20 protein-coding genes are annotated in these 22434 nt (G+C 72.8%); 1 reads left to right on the top strand and 19 read right to left on the bottom strand.

Annotated features, from left to right (window positions below; all coding sequences use genetic code 11):
- Window positions 1-152 precede the first annotated feature (152 nt).
- From der to aroH, 5 genes are all read right to left on the bottom strand, one after another.
- Window positions 153-1613: a ribosome biogenesis GTPase Der gene (gene der, locus ACIO1C_RS32030; RefSeq protein ID WP_401870188.1), complete on the bottom strand. Its 1461-nt coding sequence runs from the start codon at window positions 1611-1613 to the stop codon at window positions 153-155.
- Window positions 1614-1698: 85 nt separating this feature from the next.
- Window positions 1699-2445, bottom strand: a complete 747-nt coding sequence (locus ACIO1C_RS32025) for a lysophospholipid acyltransferase family protein (protein ID WP_401870186.1) — start codon at window positions 2443-2445, stop codon at window positions 1699-1701.
- On the bottom strand, window positions 2403-3128 hold the full coding sequence (gene cmk, locus ACIO1C_RS32020) for a (d)CMP kinase (protein ID WP_401870183.1): 726 nt from the start codon (window positions 3126-3128) through the stop codon (window positions 2403-2405). The genes ACIO1C_RS32025 and cmk overlap by 43 nt, the downstream gene beginning before the upstream one ends.
- A 196-nt stretch (window positions 3129-3324) precedes the next feature.
- Window positions 3325-4410, bottom strand: a complete 1086-nt coding sequence (locus ACIO1C_RS32015) for a prephenate dehydrogenase (protein ID WP_401870180.1) — start codon at window positions 4408-4410, stop codon at window positions 3325-3327.
- Window positions 4407-4769 carry a chorismate mutase gene (gene aroH, locus ACIO1C_RS32010; RefSeq protein WP_401870177.1) on the bottom strand — a complete coding sequence of 121 codons (363 nt, stop codon included), beginning with the start codon at window positions 4767-4769 and terminating at the stop codon, window positions 4407-4409. The genes ACIO1C_RS32015 and aroH overlap by 4 nt, the downstream gene beginning before the upstream one ends.
- Window positions 4770-4880: 111 nt before the next feature.
- Between aroH and ACIO1C_RS32005 the strand changes: the two genes are divergently transcribed.
- Window positions 4881-5666, top strand: a complete 786-nt coding sequence (locus ACIO1C_RS32005; RefSeq protein ID WP_401870174.1) for a DNA polymerase beta superfamily protein — start codon at window positions 4881-4883, stop codon at window positions 5664-5666.
- On the opposite strand, the gene ACIO1C_RS32000 is transcribed toward ACIO1C_RS32005, so the two are convergent.
- The 14 genes from ACIO1C_RS32000 to ACIO1C_RS31935 all read right to left on the bottom strand — a co-directional run bounded on the left by ACIO1C_RS32000 (window position 5592) and on the right by ACIO1C_RS31935 (window position 22117).
- The gene (locus ACIO1C_RS32000; protein ID WP_401870171.1) at window positions 5592-6431 is read right to left on the bottom strand and encodes a DNA polymerase beta superfamily protein; all 840 of its coding nucleotides are present in this window, start codon (window positions 6429-6431) and stop codon (window positions 5592-5594) included. The genes ACIO1C_RS32005 and ACIO1C_RS32000 overlap by 75 nt on opposite strands.
- Window positions 6432-6434: 3 nt before the next feature.
- The gene (locus ACIO1C_RS31995) at window positions 6435-7457 is read right to left on the bottom strand and encodes an ADP-ribosylglycohydrolase family protein (RefSeq protein WP_401870169.1); all 1023 of its coding nucleotides are present in this window, start codon (window positions 7455-7457) and stop codon (window positions 6435-6437) included.
- Entirely contained in the window at window positions 7454-8272 is an 819-nt protein-coding gene (locus tag ACIO1C_RS31990; protein WP_401870166.1) for an NUDIX hydrolase, read from the bottom strand. The genes ACIO1C_RS31995 and ACIO1C_RS31990 overlap by 4 nt, the downstream gene beginning before the upstream one ends.
- Window positions 8269-9348, bottom strand: a complete 1080-nt coding sequence (locus ACIO1C_RS31985) for an AAA family ATPase (RefSeq protein WP_401870164.1) — start codon at window positions 9346-9348, stop codon at window positions 8269-8271. Before ACIO1C_RS31985 ends, ACIO1C_RS31990 begins: the two co-directional genes overlap by 4 nt.
- Window positions 9345-10004 carry a nicotinamide riboside transporter PnuC gene (gene pnuC, locus ACIO1C_RS31980; RefSeq protein ID WP_401870161.1) on the bottom strand — a complete coding sequence of 220 codons (660 nt, stop codon included), beginning with the start codon at window positions 10002-10004 and terminating at the stop codon, window positions 9345-9347. The genes ACIO1C_RS31985 and pnuC overlap by 4 nt, the downstream gene beginning before the upstream one ends.
- Before the next feature lie 191 nt (window positions 10005-10195).
- The gene (locus ACIO1C_RS31975; protein WP_401870158.1) at window positions 10196-11563 is read right to left on the bottom strand and encodes a pseudouridine synthase; all 1368 of its coding nucleotides are present in this window, start codon (window positions 11561-11563) and stop codon (window positions 10196-10198) included.
- A complete protein-coding gene (scpB, locus tag ACIO1C_RS31970) occupies window positions 11563-12204 on the bottom strand; it encodes an SMC-Scp complex subunit ScpB (RefSeq protein WP_401870155.1) in 642 nt (213 codons plus the stop codon). Before scpB ends, ACIO1C_RS31975 begins: the two co-directional genes overlap by 1 nt.
- Entirely contained in the window at window positions 12201-13331 is a 1131-nt protein-coding gene (locus ACIO1C_RS31965; protein ID WP_401870152.1) for a segregation and condensation protein A, read from the bottom strand. Before ACIO1C_RS31965 ends, scpB begins: the two co-directional genes overlap by 4 nt.
- A gap of 50 nt (window positions 13332-13381) precedes the next feature.
- Window positions 13382-13966, bottom strand: coding sequence for a hypothetical protein (locus tag ACIO1C_RS31960; RefSeq protein ID WP_401870149.1), 585 nt, complete (start codon window positions 13964-13966; stop codon window positions 13382-13384).
- Window positions 13951-15069 (bottom strand): ParA family protein, encoded by a 1119-nt coding sequence (locus tag ACIO1C_RS31955; RefSeq protein WP_161309024.1) that lies wholly within the window; start codon window positions 15067-15069, stop codon window positions 13951-13953. The genes ACIO1C_RS31960 and ACIO1C_RS31955 overlap by 16 nt, the downstream gene beginning before the upstream one ends.
- A gap of 381 nt (window positions 15070-15450) precedes the next feature.
- Window positions 15451-16566, bottom strand: coding sequence for an alanine dehydrogenase (gene ald / locus ACIO1C_RS31950; protein WP_161309025.1), 1116 nt, complete (start codon window positions 16564-16566; stop codon window positions 15451-15453).
- A 98-nt stretch (window positions 16567-16664) separates the two neighbouring features.
- Window positions 16665-18800 (bottom strand): tetratricopeptide repeat protein, encoded by a 2136-nt coding sequence (locus ACIO1C_RS31945; protein WP_401870447.1) that lies wholly within the window; start codon window positions 18798-18800, stop codon window positions 16665-16667.
- Window positions 18801-19720: 920 nt separating this feature from the next.
- The gene (locus ACIO1C_RS31940; RefSeq protein WP_401870147.1) at window positions 19721-20347 is read right to left on the bottom strand and encodes an NUDIX domain-containing protein; all 627 of its coding nucleotides are present in this window, start codon (window positions 20345-20347) and stop codon (window positions 19721-19723) included.
- A 99-nt stretch (window positions 20348-20446) separates the two neighbouring features.
- On the bottom strand, window positions 20447-22117 hold the full coding sequence (locus ACIO1C_RS31935) for a CTP synthase (protein WP_401870144.1): 1671 nt from the start codon (window positions 22115-22117) through the stop codon (window positions 20447-20449).
- Window positions 22118-22434 lie beyond the last annotated feature (317 nt).

Below are 22434 nucleotides of genomic sequence, written 5' to 3'. Positions count from 1 at the left end.
GCCCCCCCCGGGGGCCGGGGCGGGCCCCCGGGGGCGGGGCCCCCCCCAACCCCGGCCCCCCAAACCCAACCGGCGGGGGGGGGGGGGGGCGCGCGCCCCCCCCCCCCCCCCCCCACCCCACAGCTTCCGGCTTTCCCGTGCCCTGGGCCGGGCTACTTCTTGCGGCCGCGCTTCTCGCGCACCCGTACGGAGATGTGGATCGGCGTGCCCGCGAAGCCGAACTCCTCGCGCAGGCGGCGCTCCACGAAGCGGCGGTAGCCCGCCTCGATGAAGCCGGAGGCGAAGAGCACGAAGCGCGGCGGCTTCGCGCCGGCCTGCGTCCCGAACAGGATCCGGGGCTGCTTGCCGCCACGGACCGGGTGCGGGTGCCCGGCGACCAGCTCACCGAGGAACGCGTTCAGGCGTCCCGTCGGGATCCGGGTCTCCCAGCCGGCCAGCGCCGTCTCGATGGCGGGGACCAGCTTCTCCATGTGCCGGCCGGTGAGGGCCGAGACGTTCACCCGGGGCGCCCACGCGACCTGCGCCAGCTCGGTCTCGATCTCCCGTTCGAGGTAGTAGCGGCGGTCCTCGTCCAGGGTGTCCCACTTGTTGTACGCGATGACGATGGCGCGGCCCGCCTCGACGGCCATCGTGACGATGCGCTGGTCCTGGACGCTGATCGACTCGGTCGTGTCGATCAGGATGACCGCGACCTCGGCCTTCTCGACGGCGGCGGCGGTACGCAGGGACGCGTAGTAGTCGGCGCCCGCCTGGAGGTGGACGCGGCGGCGGATGCCGGCGGTGTCGATGAACTTCCAGACCGTGCCGCCCAGCTCGATCAGCTCGTCCACCGGGTCACGGGTGGTGCCCGCGACCTCGTTGACGACGACCCGGTCCTCCTTGGCGACCCGGTTCAGCAAGGACGACTTGCCGACATTCGGGCGGCCGATGAGGGCGATGCGGCGGGGGCCGCCGAGGGCGAGCCCGAAGGTCTGGGCCGGGGCGTCCGGCAGCGCTTCGAGGACCGCGTCGAGCATGTCGCCCGTACCGCGGCCGTGCAGGGAGGAGACGGGGTGGGGTTCGCCGAGCCCGAGGGACCACAGCGCGGTCGCGTCGGCCTCGCCGCTCAGCCCGTCGACCTTGTTGGCGCAGAGCACGACGGGCTTGCCCGCCTTGCGCAGCAGCCGTACGACGGCCTCGTCGGTGTCGGTGGCGCCGACCGTGGAGTCCACCACGAAGACCACCGCGTCGGCGGCCTCGATGGCGTACTCGGCCTGGGCCGCGACGGAGGCGTCGATGCCGAGGACGTCCTGCTCCCAGCCGCCGGTGTCGACGATCTTGAAACGGCGGCCCGCCCACTCGGCCTCGTAGGTCACCCGGTCGCGGGTGACCCCCGGCTTGTCCTCGACCACCGCCTCACGGCGGCCGATGATGCGGTTCACGAGGGTCGACTTGCCGACATTCGGGCGTCCGACGACGGCGAGGATCGGCAGGGGGCCGTGACCGGCCTCACCGATCGCACCCTCCACCTCCTCGGGGTCGAAGCCCTCGTGTGCGGCGATCTCCATGAACTCCGCGTACTCGGCGTCGCCAAGCTCTCCGTTCGCTTCCCCGGAGTCGATCTGGTCGTTCATGAAGTCCGTACCTCGTTCATCCATCGTGATCGGTGCGCCGCAGCATGCGGCGCACTACTGAAATGACTCGCGCGCTCTTACGCTCCTACAGCGGTCCGGACGCCTGGCGTCCGGTCAGCCGCCTGGCGTCCGCCAGGTGGGCGGTCAGCCGCTCCTGGATCCGTACGGTGGCCTCGTCCAGCGCCTTGCGGGTCCGCCTGCCGCTGCCGTCACCCGCCGCGAAGGCGTCGCCGAAGACGACGTCGACCCGGCTGCGGAGCGGGGGCAGTGCCCGTATCAACCGTCCCCGGCTCTCCGTGCTTCCCAGGACCGCCACCGGCACGATCGGTGCTCCCGACCGTACGGCGAAATAGGCGAGCCCGGCGCGCAGAGACGCAAAATCGCCCTCACCTCTGGTGCCCTCGGGAAATATCCCGAGCACCCCGCCGTTGGCGAGCACGTCCAGCGCGTCGGTGATCGCGGCCCGGTCGGCGACCGTGCGGTCCACCTTCACCTGCCCGATGCCCCGCAGGAACGGGTCCAGCGGGCCGACGAACGCTTCCTTCTTGATCAGGAAGTGCACCGCGCGGGGCGCGGTGCCCATCAGCATCGGACCGTCGACGTTGTGCGAGTGGTTGACGGCGAGGATCGCCGGGCCCCGCGCGGGGACCCGCCAGGCGCCCAGGACCCGCGGCTTCCACAGGCCGTACATCAGGACCGTGCCGATGCCCCTGCCCACGGCGGCGCCCGCCTCGGACGGGGCCCTGCCCGACCGGTTCGCGGGACGTGCGCCCGGTGCGGGCGGGGCGCTCACCTGACGGCCCGCTTCTCCTCGACCAGGGTCACGACGCACTCGACGACCTGCTGGAGGCTCAGCTCCGTGGTGTCCACCTCGACCGCGTCGGCCGCCTTCGCGAGCGGGGACGTCTTCCGGCTGGAGTCGGCCGTGTCCCGCCTGATCAGCGCTTCCCTGGTGACGGAGACGTCGACCGCCTCCCTGCCCTTCAGCTCACCGCTGCGGCGGGCCGCGCGGGCCTCCGGGGAGGCGGTGAGGAAGATCTTGACGTCGGCGTCCGGCAGCACGGTCGTACCGATGTCACGGCCCTCGACCACGATGCCCTTCGTGGCCGCGGCGGCGATGGCGCGCTGGAGCGCGGTGACGACGGACCGTACCTCAGGGACCGCGCTGACCGCGCTCACCTTGGCGGTGACGTCCTGCGTACGGATCGGGCCCGAGGCGTCCTCGCCGTCGACGGTGATCGTCGGGGCGGCCGGGTCCGTACCGGACACGATCACGGGCTTGCCCGCGGCGTCCGCGACGGCGACGGCGTCGGAGACGTCGATGCCGTTGTTGATCATCCACCAGGTCATGGCCCGGTACTGGGCCCCGGTGTCCAGGTAGCTGAGCCCGAGGTGGGAGGCCACGGACTTGGACGTGCTCGACTTGCCCGTGCCGGAGGGCCCGTCGATGGCGACGATCACAGCGGCCGGGGCGGTCCGGGCGACGGATGCTGCGGTTTCCACGGAGGCGGACACCTTCCTGGTTCACGGGTGGGAGCGGCGTGCGGGCACGCGGGACGTCGATACGCCCTCGTACAAGGTTACCGAGTACTCGGCACCACAAATGCACTCGTTCGGCGGCGGCCCCCGCGGGACGGCGTCCACCGCCCGGCCCCGGGCCGTACTCCACCCGGCCCACGGCCCGTCCTGCCGGCGGATCGACCAGGCCGTACTACTGCCGGATCGACCAGCCGCGTTCCCGCAGGGCCTCGGTGAGCAGCGGGGCCGCCGAGGGCTCCACCATCAGCTGCACCCGGCCCGCCTGCTGGCCGGTCGCGTGCTCGATCCTGACGTCCTCCACGTTGACCCCGGCCCGGCCGGCGTCCGCGAAGATACGGGCCAGCTCGCCCGGCTTGTCGCTGATCAGCACCGCCACGACCTCGTAGGCGGCGGGGGCGGTGCCGTGCTTGCCCGGCACCCTGACCCGGCCCGCGTTGCCCCGGCGCAGGACGTCCTCGACCCCGGCCGCGCCCTCGCGGCGCTTGTCCTCGTCGGCGGACTGGAGCGACCGCAGCGCCCCGACGGTCTCGTCGAGGTCGGCGGCGATCCCGGCCAGCACGTCCGCGACGGGGCCGGGGTTGGCGCTGAGGATGTCGACCCACATCGCGGGGTCGGAGGCGGCGATACGGGTCACGTCGCGGATTCCCTGGCCGCAGAGGCGTACGGCCGTCTCGTCGGCGTCCGCGAGCCGGGCGGCCACCATGGACGAGATCAGCTGGGGGGTGTGCGAGACGAGGGCGACCGCCCGGTCGTGGGCGTCGGCGTCCATGACCACCGGGACGGCGCGGCAGAGCGCGACCAGCTCCAGGGCGAGGTTGAGCACCTCGGTGTCGGTGTCCCGGGTCGGGGTCAGCACCCAGGGGCGGCCCTCGAACAGGTCGGCGGTCGCGGCCAGCGGGCCCGAGCGCTCCTTGCCGGCCATGGGATGCGTGCCGAGGTACGCGCTGAGGTCAAGACCGAGCGCCTCCAGCTCGCGCCGGGGGCCGCCCTTGACGCTGGCCACGTCGAGGTAGCCGCGGGCGATCCCGCCGCGCATCGCCTCGGCGAGGGTGGCGGCCACGTGCGCGGGCGGTACGGCGACGAGGGCGAGGTCGACGGGCCCGTCGGGCGCCCGGTCGGTGCCCGCGCCGAGGGCCGCGGCCGTACGGGACCTGGTGGTGTCGTGGTCGGTCAGGTGCACGGTGACCCCGCGCGAGGCGAGGACGAGGGCCGCGGAGGTGCCGATCAGGCCGGTTCCGATGACAACGGCGGTTCTCACTGGGCGATGTCCTTGCGAAGGGCTGCCGCGGCGCCGAGGTAGACGTGCGCGATCCGGGAGCGGGGGAGGTCGGACTCGATATGGGCCAGTATGCGGACGACGCGCGGCATGGCGCCGGCGATGTCCAGCTCCTGGGCACATATGAGGGGCACGTCGACGATACCGAGCCCCCGGGCCGCGGCGGCCGGGAAGTCGCTGTGCAGGTCGGGGGTGGCGGTGAACCAGATGCTGATCAGGTCGTCGTGGGCGATCGCGTTGCGCTCCAGCATCGCCGTGAGCAACTGCGTGACCTGGTCGCCCATGTGCTCCGACTCGTCCCGCTCCAGCTGGACGGCGCCCCGTACCGCTCGTACCGCCACGGCGTCCTCCTCAGTGACCGAATGCGACTTCCAGGTTAAACCGGGCGGTGGAGGGTGGCCGAGGCGGGCGTCTCGCGGGATGCGCGGAGGGGTCCCGTACCCTTCTCGCGCATGACGCCCGACGCTCCCCTCCCGCGCCTCACGCGCCTCACGCCCGACGCTCTCGTACGTGACCACACCGTCTACTCCTGCGTGATGGGATCGCGGGCGTTCGGCCTGGCGACGGAGGGCAGCGACACCGACGTGCGCGGGGTGTTCCTGGCGCCGACCGCGCTGTTCTGGGGCTTCGAGAAGCCGCCGACGCATGTCGAGGGCCCGGCCGAGGAGCAGTTCTCCTGGGAGCTGGAGCGCTTCTGCGCGCTGGCGCTGCGCGCCAACCCCAATGTGCTGGAGTGCCTGCACTCGCCGCTGGTCGAGCGCCTGGACGACACCGGCCGCGAACTGCTCTCCCTGCGCGGGGCGTTCCTCTCCCGGCAGACCCACGCGACCTTCGTACGGTACGCGGTGGGCCAGCGCGGGAAGCTGGAGGCGGACGTCCGACAGCACGGCGTCCCGCGCTGGAAACACGCCATGCACCTGCTGCGGCTCCTCGCGCTCTGCGGTGACCTCCTCCGTACGGGCCGCCTGGTCCTCGACGTCGGCACGGACCGCGACCCCCTGCTCGCGGTCAAGCGGGGCGAGGTGCCCTGGCCGGAGGTCGAACGCCGGATGACCCGCCTGGCGGCGGAGGCGGACGACGCGGCGGCGCACTCCCCCCTCCCGCCGGAACCCGACCACGCCCGGATAGAGGACTTCCTGATCCGCACCCGCCGCGCGTCGGCACTACGCCCCGAGCCGCACCCGGACGACAAGGGCGTGCAGCGCGTCACGGGCGGCGGCCCCGGCCGTCTCGGGTAGCGAGGTGCCCGCCCTGGCGTCCTCCAGGACCGTACGGAGCGCTTCCACGTCCTTCTCCAGCCGGTCCCGGGCCGGGACGCCGTCCGTGCCGTGTTCGGCCTCGGCCTTCGCGGCGATCAGGTCCGGCAGGTACGCCGGCGCGGCCACCTCGCCTAGCAGCGTGGGCAGATGGGCCTCGATCCCGCCGCCGCGCATCAGGCGGACCCCGGTCAGCAGGGCACGGAAGGTGTAGAGCAGCGGCTTCAACTCCCCCGTCCGCTCGAAGAGCCGCCACTGCGTGGTCGCGAACCCCGCGTAGTGATGGGCGTGATGGGCGGTCAGAAGGCCGGGGACCAGCGAGGCAAGTTGGGCGTGGGCGTCGGTGGTGTGCACGACCAGGGGCGACAGGAGCTGCTCCAGGACGTAGCCGTTGCGCCGCAGCATCAGCCGGGCGAACTTGCGCAGATCGTGGGTGACGAGGTCCATCTCCACCCCGTCCCTGACCCACATCCGGGTCCGGGTCTCGTCCGGTTCGTCCAGTCCTATGAGCGCCTCCACCGGCAGGACATGGACACCGCGCAGGTCGATGTCGGAGTCGCGGGAGGGGAATCCGTAGAGGTGCGCCCCCGACACCGTGGCGAACAGCAGGGGGTCGGTCTCCTCCGCGAGGACGGGGGCGAGATCGGTGACCGGCAGGCCGGCCTCGCGGAGGTGGTGCTCGGACGGGGTGCGCCGCGGGGAGCTGTCCCGTGGGGTCGCGCCGCGCGTGGTCGTGTGTGCGTGCATGGGTCAAGCGTCCCAGAGCGCTCCCAGGGACAGCAGGTCACTGCGGTACTCGATGCGTTCGGCCCATTCCTTGGGCCAGGCGCCCGCGCCGAGGTGGGCGCCCGCGAAGGCTCCTGTCAGGCAGGCGATCGAGTCGGAGTCGCCGCGGGTGCAGGCGGCTCTGCGGACCGCGGTGACCGGGTCCTCCGGGAAGAGCAGGAAGCAGAGCAGCGCGGTGGCGAGGGCCTCCTCGGCGACCCAGCCGTCTCCGGTGGCCAGACAGGGGTCGGTCTCCGGGGAGGGAGCGCGCAGAGCGTCCTGGACGCGTTCCAGGGCCGTCAGGCACTCGTCCCAGCCGCGTTCGGCGAAGTGCTCCGGGCTGGGGTCCTGCGCGTACATCCACAGGTCGCCGAGCCACTGGTGGCGGTAGCGGCCGCGGTTCTCGTACGCGTACGAACGCAGCTGGCCGATCAGTCCCGTCGGCTCGCCGCCCCGCGCCATCAGGTACACCGCCCGCGCCGTGAGGTCGGACGCGGCGAGCGCGGTGGGGTGGCCGTGGGTGAGGGCCGCCTGCAACTGGGCGGCCCCCGAACGCTGTTCGTCGCTGAGGAAGGGGACGAGGCCGACCGGCGCGACCCTCATGTTCGCCCCGCAGCCCTTCGAGCCGGTCTGGCTCGCCGCCTGCCAGGGCCGGTCGCTGTCGAGGAGCATGCAGGCCTTCATGCACGTACGGCCGGGGGCGCGGTTGTTGTCCGGCGAGTGGTACCAGTCGACGAACTCCTCGCGCACCGGCCGCACGAGGCGCAGCGGGCCGAGGACACCGCGGTCCGTCGCGGTGCGTATGCCCCGGGCGAGGGCGAGGGTCATCTGGGTGTCGTCGGTGACGATCGCCGGCCTCGGCAGGTCCATCTCCCGCCAGGGGCCGCACTTGGCGAGGATGGACGGTACGTCGTTGAACTCGGTCGGGAAGCCGAGGGCGTCGCCGATCGCGAGCCCGGTCAGCGATCCTGTGGCGGCTTGTTTGGTGAGGATCCTGGTGGAGATCACGCGGTCCGTCCTTCCGGTCGCAGGAGAGGTGGATGCAGAGTGGTGGCGGCGCCCGCGCGGTACAGCGCGGCGGGTTTCCCCCGGCCGCCGGTGCGGCGCGGGGGCCCGTCGACCGCCTGGACGAAGCCCGGGGTCGCGAGAACCTTGCGCCGGAAGTTGGGGCCGTCCAGCTCCACGCCCCAGACGGTCTCGTACACCTGCCGCAGCTCCCCGAGCGTGAACTCCGGCGGGCAGAACGCCGTGGCGAGACAGCTGTATTCGAGCTTGGCGCCGATCCGGTCGTAGGCGTCGGCGACGATGTCGCCGTGGTCGAAGGCGAGCGGTACGAGGCCCCCGGGGGCGGGCGACGGGGAGGCCGGCGGGTCGGTGGGCGACGGCCCGGCGCCACGCGGGGGGCCCGGCCGCAGGACCTGTGACAGGTCCGTCCACCGCGCGAGCGCCGCGTCGCCGCCGCCGCGCGGCTCGGGCAGATCGGGGACGAGCGCCGCGTACGCCACGGACACGACCCGCATCCTCGGGTCGCGGTCGGGGTCGCTGTAGGTCCGCAGCTGCTCCAGGTGGAGCGCGCCCGCGGTGTGCTCCGACAGCCCTGTCTCCTCGGCGAGTTCGCGGCGGGCGGCCTGCCCGGCGGACTCCCTGGGCAGGACGAACCCGCCGGGCAGCGCCCAGGCGCCCAGGTAGGGCTCCAGGCCGCGCTCCACGAGCAGGACGTGGAGGTGGTGGTGGCGGACGGTGAAGACGGCGAGATCGACGGTGACCGCGAACGGCGTGAAGGCGGAGGGGTCGTACCCGTCGGGGACGCGGGGCGTGTTCATCGTCGCTCCGGCAGCGGCGGCGCGAAGTGCCGGCCCCCGTCGAGCAGCGCGTCCACCGCCGCCACCGCCGTGTCGAGCCGCTTCTCGTGCGGTCCGGTCAGCTCGATGAAGTCCCGTCCGGTACGCGTCAGTTCGGCGCGGAACCGGTCGGTCATCCACGGGCGCAGCTCCTCGCCGTCCCGCAGCCCGTCGTCCTCGAACGGCACGTCCTCGTGTCCGGTGAGCAGCCACAGGTGGCGTCGCGTCCGGCCGGCGATCTCCTCGACGAGCGGGTTGCGGCCGCCCACGTACCGCTCGTGCCAGACGGTGGTGGCGAACGCGTCCGTGTCGCAGAACAGCACCGGCGACCCGGCCCGCGCCGCGCTCTCCTCGGCCTCGTCCTGCCGCCGGGCGATCAACGGGAAGTCGTCCGTGGTGAATTCGACGTCCTCCCACCGCGCCCGGGGCTCCCGCGCCCGCAGCGCGGCGAGTCTGCGCTCGCTGAACTCCCGGCCGTACTCCGGTACGCAGCCGGTCCGCGCCCACACCCCGCCCCGCGCGCGGTAGTGCGCGGCGAGGGCGCGGGCGAGCGTGGTGGTGCCGGTGGACTCGGCCCCGAGCACCACGACCCGGCGGGCGAGCGCGGCCCGTACGGGCGGCTCCAGGAAGTCCCAGCAGGCGGCCGGGTCCTCGCGCACGGCCGTCCCGGAGACGGGGAAGACCGTACGGCCGGGGTCGACGCACACGGATGCGGCGCCGAACCGCCGGCCCAGCTCCTCCCCGTACGCCTCGGAGGTGAAGACCACGTCCACCCGGCCGGGCACCGCCGCCCGGAAGACGGCCATGTGCGCGTCCCAGACGGCCGGGTCGTTCACGTCCATCGGGGTGTCGTCGACGGCGCCCACCACCCGTACGTCCGGGTGGACTTCGCGCATCCACGCGACCCGGTCGGCGAGGGACAGCGACTCCGCGGAGGACGCGCAGACGAGCACGGTGAGGTCCGCGCAGCGGTCGCGCGCGGTCCGTACGAGATGGTGGTGGCCCGCGTGCGGCGGATAGAACTTGCCGAGCACCAGGCCGTGTCCGTACCCGCTCATCCGGCGCTCACCACCAGGGGGCGGCGGTCCGGTGAACGGGCCGCGTCCCGGGACCAGTTGCGCAGTCCGGCGACGCACAGGGCCAGGAAGCCGACGTACAGCAGCGAGGTCAGGTAGAGGTCCTTGTGGGCGTAGAGCGGGATGTAGACGACGTCCGCCGCGATCCACAGCCACCACGACTCCAGCAGCTTGCGGCACTGCCCGTAGGTCGCCATCAGCGAGAGGGACGTGGTGAGCGCGTCCCAGAAGGGCACGGTCGAGTCGGTGGCGCGGCCGAGCAGGAACGTCAGGCCGAGTGTCCCCACCACCCCCGCCGCGCAGAGCACGCCCCATTCGGTGCGGGTCGTACGCCGCACCGCGAGCGTGGGTGAGTCCGGGCCACCCCCGTGGGTCCAGATCCACCAGCCGTACGCGGCGAGGGTGATGAAGACGGCCTGCAACGCCATGTCGGCGTAGAGGCCCGTTTGGAGGAACAGCACGACGAAGAACAGGTTGTTGGCGATGCCGACCGGCCAATTGGCCACGTGCTGACGGGCGACGAGCCACACGCAGAGCGCACCGCTGCCGAAGCCGAGCACCTCGGTCCAGCTCACCGGGGTGTCCAGCACGGTCACCAGGGGTCGCTGCAAGGGATCGAGGATGTACGCGAGACTCACGCCCGCCTCCTTAATGGTCATGTTGACTATAAAGGCGAACAGGCGTGCCCCACAAGGGAAAAAGCCCGCGGCCGGGGCGGCCGCGGGCTTTTCTTCCGTCGTTCTTCCGTACGGGGGCACGGAGGCGGGTCCCAAAGGACCCGGGGCAGGTCAGGCGCCCCAGGGGCTGCTCACAGCCCCACTTCGACCGCTTACAGCCCCACTTCCTTCATCAACATGCCGACCTCCGTGTTGGTGAGGCGGCGCAGCCAGCCGGACTTCTGGTCGCCCAGCGGGATCGGGCCGAAGGACGTCCGGACGAGCCGGTCGACCGGGAAGCCGGCCTCGGCGAGCATGCGGCGGACGATGTGCTTGCGGCCCTCGTGGAGGGTGACCTCGACCAGGTAGTTCTTGCCGGTGTTCTCGACGACCCGGAAGTGGTCGGCCTTCGCGTAGCCGTCCTCCAGCAGGATGCCGTCCTTGAGCCGCTTGCCCAGGTCGCGCGGGAGCGGGCCCTGGATGGCGGCGAGGTAGATCTTCTTCACGCCGTACCGGGGGTGGGTGAGGCGGTGGGCCAGCTCACCGTGGTTGGTGAGCAGGATGATGCCCTCGGTCTCCGTGTCGAGCCGGCCGACGTGGAAGAGGCGGGTCTCGCGGTTGGTGACGTAGTCGCCGAGGGACTGGCGGCCGTCCGGGTCCTCCATCGTGGAGACCACACCGGCGGGCTTGTTCAGCGCGAAGAAGAGGTGCGACTGGGTGGCGACGGTCAGCCCGTCGACCTTGATCTCGTCGCGGTCCACGTCCACGCGCTTGCCCTGTTCGAGGACGATCTCGCCGTTGACCTCGACACGCGACTGCTCGATCAGCTCCTCGCAGGCGCGGCGCGAACCCATGCCGGCGCGGGCGAGGACCTTCTGGAGGCGCTCGCCCTCCTGCTCGGCGCCCGGGTTCGTGCGGGGCGTCCTGATCTCGGGCTTGTCCGCGTACCGGTCGCGGTTGCGCTGCTCGATCTTCGCGTCCAGCTCACGGGGGCGGGCCTGGCCGCCGGGGCCCCTGCGGGCGCGCGGAGGGGTCTGGGAGGGCTTGGGGCCGCCCTTGGCGCCGCCGCGCGCCGCCGCGCCACGGGCACCGCGCGGGGCGCCCGTGGCGCCGGCGCCGCCGGTGGCCCCGGAGCGGCCGACGTCGTACCGGCGCTCCTCGGGGCGGGGGCGGGACAGGCGCTTCTGCTCCTCGTCGCGGCCGGCGCCGGGGGCGCGGTCGTCCCTGGGGCGGTCGTCCCGCGCGCGGTCGTCGCGGCCCCGGTCGTCCCTGGCGCCGCGGCCCGCGCCGCCGTCCCGGCCGCCGCCACCGCTGCTCCAGCCGCTTCCGCTGGTACGGGGGGTGCTGCCGCCGCGGCTGCCGTCCCGGCCGACGCCGCCGCCACGGGCGCCGCCGGTGCTCCGGCCGCCGCCCGCGCCGCCGCCACGGCCGCCGGCGGCGCCGCCGCTCCTGGCCCCGCCGCCGTTCCGGTTCGCGCCGCTCCCGCTCCCACTCCCGCTGTTCCGGTTGCCGCTTCCGCTGTTGCTGTTACCGCTTCGCATCAAATTTCCGTCTTGTCGTCTGCGTGAGTTTCCGGGGCGTACGGTGCGTCCGGATCGAACGACGGGACACCTTCAAGGGTCTCGGCCTCGATCGCGTCCGCCTCGGGGAGGAAGGGCGCGAGCTCCGGAAGCTCGTCCAGGCCGCGCAGGCCCATCCGCTCCAAAAAGTAGTTCGTCGTCCTGTACAGGATCGCACCTGTTTCGGGTTCCGCGCCCGCCTCCTCGACGAGCCCGCGCTGGAGGAGGGTCCGCATGACCCCGTCACAGTTCACTCCCCGTACGGCCGAGACCCTCGATCTGCTCACCGGCTGGCGGTACGCGACCACCGCGAGGGTCTCCAGGGCGGCCTGGGTCAGCCGGGCGTGCTGGCCGTCCAGGACGAAGCCCTCGACGGCCTCCGCGTACTCCGGGCGCGAGTAGAACCGCCAGCCGCCGGCGACCGTCCGCAGCTCGAAGCCCCGCCGCTGGACGGTGTACTCGTCGGCCAGCTCGCGCAGGGCGTCGGCGACGGCCCGGCGGGGGCGGTCGAGGATCTTGGCGAGATGCCCCTCGGAGACGGGTTCGTCCACGACCATGAGGACCGCCTCCAGGGCGGGCTTGAGGCCGAGCTCCGCGACCGTGCTCCGCTGCTGCTCGCTCATGCCCGCTCCTCGCCGCTCGTGTGTTCCTGGTCGAATTCGTCGGTCACGGCCGGCGCCGCGTCCTGGTCGCCGCCGGTCCAGCGCACCATGAGGGTCCCGAGGGCCTCCTCCTGCTCCAGCGCGACGGCCCGCTCCCGGTACAGCTCCAGCAGGGCGAGGAAGCGGGCGACGACGGTGAGGGTGTCGGCGGCGTCCTCGGTGAGGGCCTGGAAGCTCAGCTCGCCCCGCTCCCGGAGCAGCGCGACGACCAGGCCGGCCTGCTCCCGTACGGAGACCAGCGGCGCGTGGATGTGGTCGATGTACACCTGCGGCCTCGGCTTGGGCTGCATGGCCTTGACCGCGAGCCGCGCGAACCCCTCGGGGCCGATGCTGATGACCACCTCGGGGAGCAGCTCGGCGTGGTGGGGTTCCAGTCCGACGGTACGGGGGTAGCGGCGGCTCTCGTCGTCGAGGCGGGCGTTGAAGATCTCGGCGATGCGCTTGTACGCGCGGTACTGGAGCAGCCGCGCGAAGAGCAGGTCCCGCGCTTCGAGCAGCGCGAGGTCGGCCTCGTCCTCCACCTGCGCGGCGGGCAGCAGCCGGGCGGCCTTGAGATCGAGCAGCGTCGCGGCGACGACGAGGAACTCGGTGGTCTGGTCGAGGTCCCAGTCGGGCCCCATGGCGCGGATGTGCACCATGAACTCGTCGGTGACCTTGGAGAGCGCGACCTCGGTCACGTCCATCTTGTGCTTGGAGATCAACTGGAGGAGCAGGTCGAAGGGCCCCTCGAAGTTGACCAGCCGCACGGTGAACCGGCCGTCGTCCACCACCTCCGCGCCCGCGTCGGGCGAAGCTGTGACCTCCACCACGCCCTGCCCGTCGTCCGTGGGCCGCGCCACGGTCGGCGGGGCCGGCGCCCCGGCCGGCTCGGCGGGCGGCGGGTGGTCCGAGGGGGTGGGGTCCTGGTCGCCCTGCGCGGGACCGGGCAGGTGGACGGGCGCGCGCTCCGGGGCGTCGCCCGCCAACGCGGGAGGGGGCGGTTCCGGTGCCGGTTCGGGCGGGGGCTCCACAGGTGGGGTCGGCGTCGCTCCCGGGCCGCGGCCCAGCGCTCGGCGCGGGGGGCGGGTCGTGTCGGGAGGCGGGGGCATCGGGGTCCTGGGGGCGAGGGCGGAGGTGGCGCGGCCCCGGCAGGCTATCCTCAGCGCCCGCGCAGGCGCCGTACGAGGATGCTCGCGTCGCCCCGCGATTCGAGGTCCGCCAGGACCACCGCGACCGCCTCGCGGACGATCCGCCCGCGGTCCACGGCGAGCCCGTGCTCGCCGCGCAGCACCAGGCGCGCGTGCTCCAGGTCCATCAGTTCCTCGGCCGAGACATAGACCGTGATCTTCTCGTCGTGCCGTTCACGGCCGCTGGGACGGCGGTTCGCGCCGCGCCCCCTGCGCCGCTGCTGGCCGCCCTGCGCCTCCTGGGGCCGCCGGTTCTTCACGGGGCCCGACTGGTCCGTGTCGGCCCCGCCCGTACGGCTGCGGGACGACTCCGCCGAGTCGCGCTCGGTGGCCGAGTGCTCCTCCGCGGCCGGGGAGGCCGGGGAGCCCGCGCCGGGCGGCGTCCCGTCCGCCGGGTCGCCCTCCCCCGGCGGACCCGCCGGATTCGGCACCCGTGCCTCGCCGTTGGAGGCGTTGCGCCGGCGCTCCCGCTCCGCGGGCGACGACGACTGGAGCGCCATGCCCCCGGTCGTACGGAACAGCTCGTCGGCCCCGGGCAGACTCACTCGGCGTGACACCGGGCGAGCACCTCCCTGGCGAGCTGGCGATACGCGGCGGCACCCACGGAGTTCGAGGCGTACGTGGTGATCGGTTCACCGGCGACCGTGGTCTCCGGGAAGCGCACGGTCCGCCCGATCACCGTGTGGTAGACGTGCTCGTCGAAGGCCTCGACAACCCGTGCGAGGACCTCGCGGCTGTGCACCGTACGGGAGTCGTACATCGTGGCGAGGATGCCGTCGAGCTCCAGGTCGGGGTTGAGCCGCTCCTGGACCTTCTCGATGGTCTCCGTCAGCAGGGCCACCCCGCGCAGCGCGAAGAACTCGCACTCCAGCGGGACGATCACCTTGTGCGCGGCGGTCAGCGCGTTCACGGTCAGCAGACCGAGCGACGGCTGGCAGTCGATCACGATGTAGTCGTAGTCGGGCAGCAGGGGCTTGAGGGCCCGCTGGAGCGTCGACTCGCGCGCCACCTCGCTCACCAGCTGCACTTCCGCGGCGGAGAGGTCGATGTTGCTCGGCAGCAGGTCCATGTTGGGGACCGCCGTCTTCAGGAGGACCTCGTCGGCCGCCATCCCCCGCTCCATGAGCAGGTTGTAGACGGTGAGGTCGAGCTCCATCGGATTCACGCCGAGACCGACCGACAGGGCTCCCTGCGGGTCGAAGTCGACGAGCAGGACGCGCCGGCCGTACTCCGCGAGCGCGGCACCCAGGTTGATGGTCGACGTGGTCTTGCCCACGCCGCCCTTCTGGTTGCACATCGCGATGATCGTCGCGGGGCCGTGGTCCGTCAGCGGGCCTGGGATCGGGAAGTACGGCAGGGGACGCCCGGTGGGGCCGATCCGCTCGCGGCGCTGGCGGGCAGCGTCGGGTGCGAGGGTGGCCGCGTACTCGGGGTCGGGCTCGTACTCGGCGTCGGGGTCGTAGAAGTGCCCCTCGGGCACTTCGTTGTAGTCGGCGAATGGGCTGGACTCTCGCCCGCCCTCGTTGCCGGCCATGGCGTTCACGTGGTGGCCGTCCATCATCTGGTGGGCTGTCGTGTGCTGGTGGGTGGCGAAGGTGCGGACAGCGACGGAGCCGACAGCCTCCAGCCCGGACGACGGGCTCCCGCCCCTCGCAGGCATCCCTGGCTGACCACCCCCGGGAGTAAATGTCGACTCATTCACAAGTCGTCTTACCTCCTTGGACGTGACCAGGAAACTTATCGATAGGTCAGCGTGGCACCATGCCGACGATGGGCGACTCTATGGCGTGTCACCGGTCCGCAGCAACACAATCCGCCGGACCCGGCCCGATGTGTCGGCGACCGAACACCTCTCTGTCAAGGGCGCACAGGCCTCTCACCACAGCAGGTGCCACACGTTTCACGGGTGCGCGAATCGGTTAAAGAGTTACGTTCCCCGCGAGTTGACCCGGCGTTCGAGCGCGCCCGGGCACGCGGCCGGCCGGACCTCGGGGGGCAAGATCCGGCCGGTGTCGCGATGTTGACGAATCGTGTTGACGAGTCAGCCGAGAACCGCGCTCAATTCGGCGTGATTCAGCCCATGGGCGTCCGCGACCTCGCGGTAAACCACCTGACCCCCGTGGGTGTTGAGTCCCTTCGCGAGCGCCGGATCGCGCCGCAGCGCCTCCGCCCAGCCCCGGTCGGCCAGTTCCACGATGTACGGGAGCGTGGCGTTGGTGAGCGCGAAGGTCGACGTGTTGGGCACCGCGCCGGGCATGTTGGCGACGCAGTAGAAGACCGAGTCGTGGACGCGGAAGGTCGGGTCGGCGTGGGTCGTCGGGTGCGAATCCTCGAAGCAGCCGCCCTGATCGATTGCAATGTCGACAAGTACACTTCCGGGCTTCATCCGGGCGACGAGCGCGTTGGTGACCAGTTTCGGCGCCTTGGCGCCGGGGATCAGAACGGCCCCCACGACGAGGTCCGCGTCGACGACCGCGCGCTCCAGTTCGTACGTGTTGGACACGATGGTCTGGACCTTGGTGCCGAAGATCCGGTCCGCCTCGCGGAGCTTGTTGATGTCCCGGTCGAGGAGCGTCACGTGGAAGCCCATGCCGACGGCGATCTGGGTGGCGTTCCACCCGGAGACCCCGCCGCCGATGACCACGGCGCGGCCCGGGGCCGTACCGGGCACGCCGCCCGGCAGGACACCGCGCCCGCCGGCCGAGCGCATCAGGTGGTACGCGCCGACCTGGGGCGCCAGCCGGCCCGCGACCTCGGACATCGGGGCGAGCAGCGGGAGGGCGCGGTTCGCGGTCTCGACCGTCTCGTACGCGATGGCGGTGATGCCGGAGTCCAGCAGGGCGTCGGTGCAGGAGCGGGACGCGGCGAGGTGCAGGTAGGTGAAGAGCGTCTGGTCCTTGCGCAGCCGGTGGTACTCCTCGGCGATCGGCTCCTTGACCTTCAGCACCAGGTCGGCGGCGGCCCAGACCTCGTCGGCCGTGGCCAGGATCCGGGCGCCGGCGGCGGTGAACTCGCCGTCCGTGATCGAGGAGCCGGCGCCGGCCTCCCGCTCGACGACGACCTGGTGGCCGTGGCGCACCAGTTCGTGCACACCGGCGGGGGTGATGGCCACGCGGAACTCGTTGTTCTTGACCTCGCGGGGGATACCGACCAGCACGTCGATCACGGTCCTTGGCTCAGGGGAGGGTACGCCGCGAGTGGATGCGGCGAACCCAGTCTAATGAAGGACTTCCCCCTGTCTAGCCTTGCAAAGCATTATTCCATTGCCGAGGTGCTGCGGATTTCGTAGGCAGAACCGCCTTCCTCCGTTCCAAGGAGCCGGTCGGCGACGGCCCGGTGCAGCCGGGCGGCGGTCGGGTCGCCGACCCGGTCGAGGGTGTCGGCCAGCCTGAGCTGCAACGCCGCCTCCAGCCGTACGTCCCCGGCGAGGCGCGCCCAGCCCACCGCCTCCTCGCAGGTGCGCAGCGACTCATACGGGCGGCCCGCGTACTCCTGTACCCGGGCGGCCTCGCTCAACGCCCGCGCCTGGCCGGTGAGATCGCCCAGGCGGCGGTGGCCCGCGGCGGCGGCGCGCCAGTCGCGCAGCGCCTCGCCGTACCGGCCCGCGTAGGTGTGGACCGCGCCGAGACGGCCGTACAGCCGTGCCTCGTCGGCCCGCTCGCCCCGGCCGATCCGCTGGGCGAGCGCCCTGCCGTACCAGTCGGCGGCCCGCTGCCAGTCCTCCAGGTCCTGGTGGGCACCGCCTACGGATTCCATCGCGCGGCCGGTGGCGTAGTGGTCGTTCGCGGCCCGTCCGGCGTCGAGGGCGGCCCGGTAGCGGGCCAGGGCGTCATGCGTACGGCCGGTCCTGGCGTCGAGGTCGCCGATGTTGAGCAGCGCGGCGGCCTGCTCCCGGTGCAGCCCGCGCCGCCGCGCGATGTCGAGGACGAGGTGGTGCAGCCCGTACAGCTCGGGGGCGGCGGCCTCCGTGCCGCGGTGCGCCGCCAGCGCCCTGACCAGGGCGGCGACCAGTCGGCGCGCCAGGGTGTCCAGCTCGCCGTCGGCGACGGCGAGGCGGGCGGAGGCGATCAGCGCGGGGAGCCGGGTGCGCAGCCAGTCGTCGGCGGCGGCGGCGTTCGGGAAGCGCAGGGCCCGGGGCAGTTCGGACAGTTTCCTGCGGGCCGCGGAGCCCTCGGCTTCGGTGACGGCGCGGCAGGACTGGAGCAGCCGTACGGTCCGCTCCAGCATCCGCGCGCGGGCGAGCTGGAGTTCGCCGGGCCGGTCGTGGGCGAGGCGGTCGCGCAGCAGGGGCACGAGGCAGGCGGGCACCTCGTACAGCTCCCCCGCCGGGTCGCCGGCGTGCCGCAGCATCCCGACGGCCACGAAGCCGTCCAGGGTCGTACGGGCGTCCGTGACGGAGCAGCCGGCCAGCGCGGAGGTGGTGTGCGCGTCGGTCATGCCGGTGGGCGCGAGGGCGAGCAGGCGCAGTGTGCGGGCGGTGGAGGGGGCGAGGGTCGCGTACACGAGCCCGAAGACGCGGGCGAGCGGGCGGTCGCCCACGGGGCGGCCGGGATCGTCGGGCAGGGCGCGCAGCTGCGCGGCCACGTCGGCGACGGACGCGGTGGGGCGGGCGGCGAGCCAGCCGCCGGCCAGGACGAGCGCGGCGGGCTGGCCGCCGCACTCCTCCACGAGGGCCTCGGCGGCCTGCGGGTCGACGGTGATCCGTACAGCTCCGGTGTACCGGGCCAGCAGGTCGACGGCGGCCTTCACGTCCATCCCGCCGAGGGTGCAGGGCCGGACGTCGGGGATGCCGGTGAGGGGGCCCTGCGCGACGGCGACGACGAGGCAGTCCGGGTTGTCGGGCACGAGGGGGTCGACCTGCTCGGCGTCGACGGCGTCGTCGAGGAGCAGCAGGACGCGCCGGACGGCCAGGGCCTCGCGGACCATCTCGGACAGCTGGTCCTCGCCCGCGCCGGGCGGTCCTGCGACGCCGAACGTGGTGAGGATCTCGCGGGCGGTGGCCTCGGTGGGGACGGCGCCGCCGCCGGTCTCGGTGAGCCGGGCCCGTACGACTCCGTCGGGGTAGCGGTCCGCGAGGCGGCGGGCGATCTCGTGGGCGAGGGCGGTGCGTCCTGACCCGGGGCGCCCGGCGATGAGCAGGACGCGGGCGCGGGGTTCCTTGCGGCCGGAGATCGTGTTGAGTCCGGCGCGCTCGATGTCCTCGCGCAGCGCCTTGATCTCACGGGCCCGCCCGAAGAACGAGGCCCCCCCGTCGCCGTCTCCCGGGGGCTCGTGCGGGGTCCCGGGCGGGGTGTCGAGCCCGGGATCGATGCGGGGGTCGCCGGGGGCTCCGGATTCGGGGGACAGCGCGGCCTCCACGCCGTCGGGCCCGTCGGGCGACACGTAGGCCATCCCGTCAACACCTCGCCCGGCGACGGCGGCCGGGTGCCCGGCGGGCGGCGAGGCGGAATCCACGACGCCGGGCATGTGCTCGCCCTGGGGACGGAGCGTCTCCTCGCCGCCGCCCGAGGGACTGCCGGACTCCGGCGTCAACGTCCCACGGCCCCCCGCGCCGGACACCGAGCCCGTGCCCGGCATCGTGCCTGAGGTCTTGGTCAGCACCTGACCTGGCGCCACGTCCGAAGGCGCAGCCGCCGGCGACGACCCGCGCGCGGAAGCCGACCCGGGGCGGGCAAACTCAAGCCCGTCCGGCGATTGAGGACAAAAGCCGGCCGCGCGGTCCGCGGTGGTCGCGGTCACCGCCTCCTCCGCGGCGGGCGATGGAGCCGGCTCCGGCGGCACCGGCACCGGCCCCGTACCGACCGGCAACGGCGGCCGCGTCTCGTCGGACTCCGTCACGTCCACCCCACCCGCCACCGCCGTGCCCACGTCTTCCCCGGCCGGCTCCGTCGCGCCAACCGCCTTCTTCGCCGCGCGCGGGCGTCTCTTGCCGCTCTTCGCGCCCTTGGCGGACTTTCCGTTGTCTACGGTCTTCGCGGCCTTCGCGGTCTTCGCGGCCTTCGCGCTTTTCCCTCGGCCGCCACCGGCGCCACCCGCCCGCTCGTCCCGCCCGCCCGGCGTGCCCTGCGTGTTCGGCGTCCCGTCGGTCCCCGCGTCCGAGGCGGCGGAGCCGCCCAGGGCGTCCATGTCCACCGCCTGATCCGTCACGGGCCACGCTCCGTCCGCCTGCGCACGAGCCGAGCCCGGCGGGTCTCCGCGCGGGCGAAATTCGAGCGTAGTTCACTCTCTGCGACCGACCGGGTGAGGCAGGGCGGACAAGTCCCCCAATCGGATCAGCATTTCTTCAGACCGGAGGCAGCGGACCTGACGGCTCAGGACGTGAACGGCCGCGCCGGCCACGGCGCCTCCGCCGGGCGCAGCGCCTCGACGCCGTCCCCCGCCAGCACCGCCGCGAGCGCCAGCACCCCCACCGCGAGGCACGTGTTGTGCAGTTCGCCCCTGATCACTCCCCGCACCAGGTCGGCGAGTTCCACCCGCGCCAGCTCCATGTCCGCCTCCTCCTCGGCGACCTCGAAGCGCGCGCCCCCCGCCTCCGACAGGTCCCGGGCGAGGAAGATCCGTACCGCCTCGTCGGAGCCGCCGGGAGAGGGGTAGACGTCCGTCAGCACCCGCCAGTCCCCGGCCTTGACGTACGCCTCCTCGTACAGCTCCCGCTGCGCCGCGTGCAGCGGATTCTCGCCCGGTACGTCGAGCAGGCCGGCCGGGATCTCCCAGAGCTTGTGGCGTACGGGGTGCCGGTACTGGCGCAGCACCACCACCCGGCCGTCGTCGTCCAGCGCGAGGATCGCCACGGACCCGGGGTGCACCTGGTAGTCGCGGGACACGGTCGCGCCGTCGGGCATGACCACATCATCCGTACGGACGCTGGTCTTGTTGCCGCGGAAGGGGATCGTGGTCGCGGTGACCCGCCACTCTTCCGGAGCGTCCTCGATGGTCATGAAACGTCCTCCCACACAGCAGCGCACCAGCGGAAACCGGGGCGCCGGTCCCGAAGGACCCGCACCCCGGTGCCTACCGTATCGCTAACAGCAGGAGCGTCAGTTGTCCCGCAGCTGCGCCGCACGGCGCTCCACCGCGGCCTTCACCAGGCCCGCGAACAGCGGGTGCGGCCGGGTCGGGCGGGACCGCAGCTCGGGGTGCGCCTGGGTCGCCACGAGGTACGGGTGCACCTCGCGGGGGTACTCGACGTACTCGACGAGCTTGTTGTCCGGGGACGTACCGGAGAAGACCAGGCCGGCCTTCTTCTCCAGCTCCGCGCGGTACGCGTTGTTGACCTCGTAGCGGTGGCGGTGCCGTTCCTCGACGTACGGCTCACCGGCGTGCACCTCGCGCACGATGGAACCCTCGGCGAGCTTCGCCGGGTAGAGGCCGAGCCGCATCGTGCCGCCGAGGTCCCCGGCGCCTTCCACGTACGCGAGCTGCTCCTCCATCGTGGAGATCACCGGGTGGGCCGTACCGGAGTCGAACTCGGTGGAGTTGGCGTCCGGGATCTCCGCGACGTTGCGCGCCGCCTCGATCACGATGCACTGGAGGCCCAGGCACAGGCCCAGCAGCGGCACCTTGTTCTCTCGGGCGTACCGGATCGCGCCGACCTTGCCGGTCACGCCCCGCTCGCCGAAGCCGCCGGGGATCAGGATCCCGTCCACGTCCTCCAGCTGCCGCGCGGCGCCCGCCAGGGTCTTGCAGTCGTCCGAGGTGACCCACTTGACCGTGACGCGCGCCCGGTTGGCGAAGCCGCCCGCGCGGATCGCCTCGGTCACCGACAGGTACGCGTCGGGGAGGTCGATGTACTTGCCGACCAGCGCGACCGTGACCTCGTGGTCGGGGTTGTGGACGCGGTCCAGCAGGTCGTCCCAGACCGTCCAGTCCACGTCGCGGAACGGCAGGTCCAGCTTCCGTACGACGTAGGCGTCCAGGCCCTCGGTGTGCAGGACCTTCGGGATGTCGTAGATCGACTTGGCGTCGATCGCGGCGACGACGGCGTCCTCGTCCACGTCGCACATCAGCGAGATCTTGCGCTTGATGGACAGCGGCACGTCCCGGTCGGCGCGCAGCACGATCGCGTCGGGCTGGATGCCGATGCTCCGCAGCGCGGCCACCGAGTGCTGGGTCGGCTTGGTCTTCAGCTCGCCGGACGGGCCGATGTACGGCAGCAGGGAGATGTGGACCACGAACACGTTGTCGCGGCCGACCTCGTGGCGCACCTGGCGCACGGTCTCCAGGAAAGGCTGGGACTCGATGTCGCCGACCGTGCCGCCGACCTCGGTGATCACGACGTCGACGTCGTCGGTCGCCATCCGCCGGATGCGGTGCTTGATCTCGTTGGTGATGTGCGGGATGACCTGGACCGTGTCGCCCAGGTACTCGCCGCGCCGCTCCTTGGCGATGACCGTCGAGTAGACCTGGCCGGTGGTGACGTTGGCCGAGCCGTCGAGGTCGACGTCGAGGAAGCGCTCGTAGTGGCCGATGTCCAGGTCGGTCTCGGCACCGTCGTTGGTGACGAACACCTCGCCGTGCTGGAACGGGTTCATCGTGCCGGGGTCGACGTTCAGGTACGGATCGAGCTTCTGCATGGTGACCCGCAGGCCGCGCGCCTTGAGCAGCGCACCCAGACTGGAGGCGGTCAGGCCCTTGCCGAGGGAGGACGCGACACCCCCGGTGACGAAGATGTGCTTGGTCGTCGAGGGTGTCGAGGATCGGTTCGGCATGGCCAAGACGGGGCTCCCGTGGTCGCGGTCTGAGGTGCGTGCCGGTGCCGGGCCCTGAGAGTCTCGGGGAGGAAATCTCCGGGAGGCCACCGTCGCTGCGGGTTCGGGGCCTCATTGCTTAGCAAGGGAGTCCACCGGTCCACGGGCTACCAGGGTATCAGCGCCGAAGGGAGGCTGGTTCCGGCCACACGGCGCCGGCCGCCGCACCCCCCGGGTCCCGCCGGATTCCCCGGGATTCCCGCCGCGTCACCCTTGGCTCACCCGTTCGGCGGACCCATGTTGCCGGGAGCGTGGCGCGGAACTCCGAGGTGCGTCGT

This window comes from Streptomyces sp. NPDC087420 (assembly GCF_044744165.1).
GTDB lineage: Bacteria > Actinomycetota > Actinomycetes > Streptomycetales > Streptomycetaceae > Streptomyces.
The sequence above is the reverse complement of the archived record's forward strand: the minus strand, read 5'-3'. Positions and strand labels throughout refer to the sequence as shown.

Excerpts from the sequence above, each read along its gene's own strand:
- ACIO1C_RS31965 (WP_401870152.1), bottom strand. The coding sequence starts at position 13,331 with ATGCCCCCGCCTCCCGACACGACCCGCCCCCCGCGCCGAGCGCTGGGC.
- ACIO1C_RS31955 (WP_161309024.1), bottom strand. The coding sequence starts at position 15,069 with ATGCCTGCGAGGGGCGGGAGCCCGTCGTCCGGGCTGGAGGCTGTCGGC.
- ACIO1C_RS31985 (WP_401870164.1), bottom strand. The coding sequence starts at position 9,348 with ATGAGCGGGTACGGACACGGCCTGGTGCTCGGCAAGTTCTATCCGCCG.
- ACIO1C_RS31940 (WP_401870147.1), bottom strand. The coding sequence starts at position 20,347 with ATGACCATCGAGGACGCTCCGGAAGAGTGGCGGGTCACCGCGACCACG.
- der (WP_401870188.1), bottom strand. The coding sequence starts at position 1,613 with ATGAACGACCAGATCGACTCCGGGGAAGCGAACGGAGAGCTTGGCGAC.
- ACIO1C_RS31990 (WP_401870166.1), bottom strand. The coding sequence starts at position 8,272 with ATGAACACGCCCCGCGTCCCCGACGGGTACGACCCCTCCGCCTTCACG.
- ACIO1C_RS31945 (WP_401870447.1), bottom strand. The coding sequence starts at position 18,800 with ATGGCCTACGTGTCGCCCGACGGGCCCGACGGCGTGGAGGCCGCGCTG.
- ACIO1C_RS32000 (WP_401870171.1), bottom strand. The coding sequence starts at position 6,431 with ATGCACGCACACACGACCACGCGCGGCGCGACCCCACGGGACAGCTCC.
- scpB (WP_401870155.1), bottom strand. The coding sequence starts at position 12,204 with ATGAGCGAGCAGCAGCGGAGCACGGTCGCGGAGCTCGGCCTCAAGCCC.
- ACIO1C_RS31935 (WP_401870144.1), bottom strand. The coding sequence starts at position 22,117 with ATGCCGAACCGATCCTCGACACCCTCGACGACCAAGCACATCTTCGTC.
- ACIO1C_RS32005 (WP_401870174.1), top strand. The coding sequence starts at position 4,881 with ATGACGCCCGACGCTCCCCTCCCGCGCCTCACGCGCCTCACGCCCGAC.
- ACIO1C_RS31975 (WP_401870158.1), bottom strand. The coding sequence starts at position 11,563 with ATGCGAAGCGGTAACAGCAACAGCGGAAGCGGCAACCGGAACAGCGGG.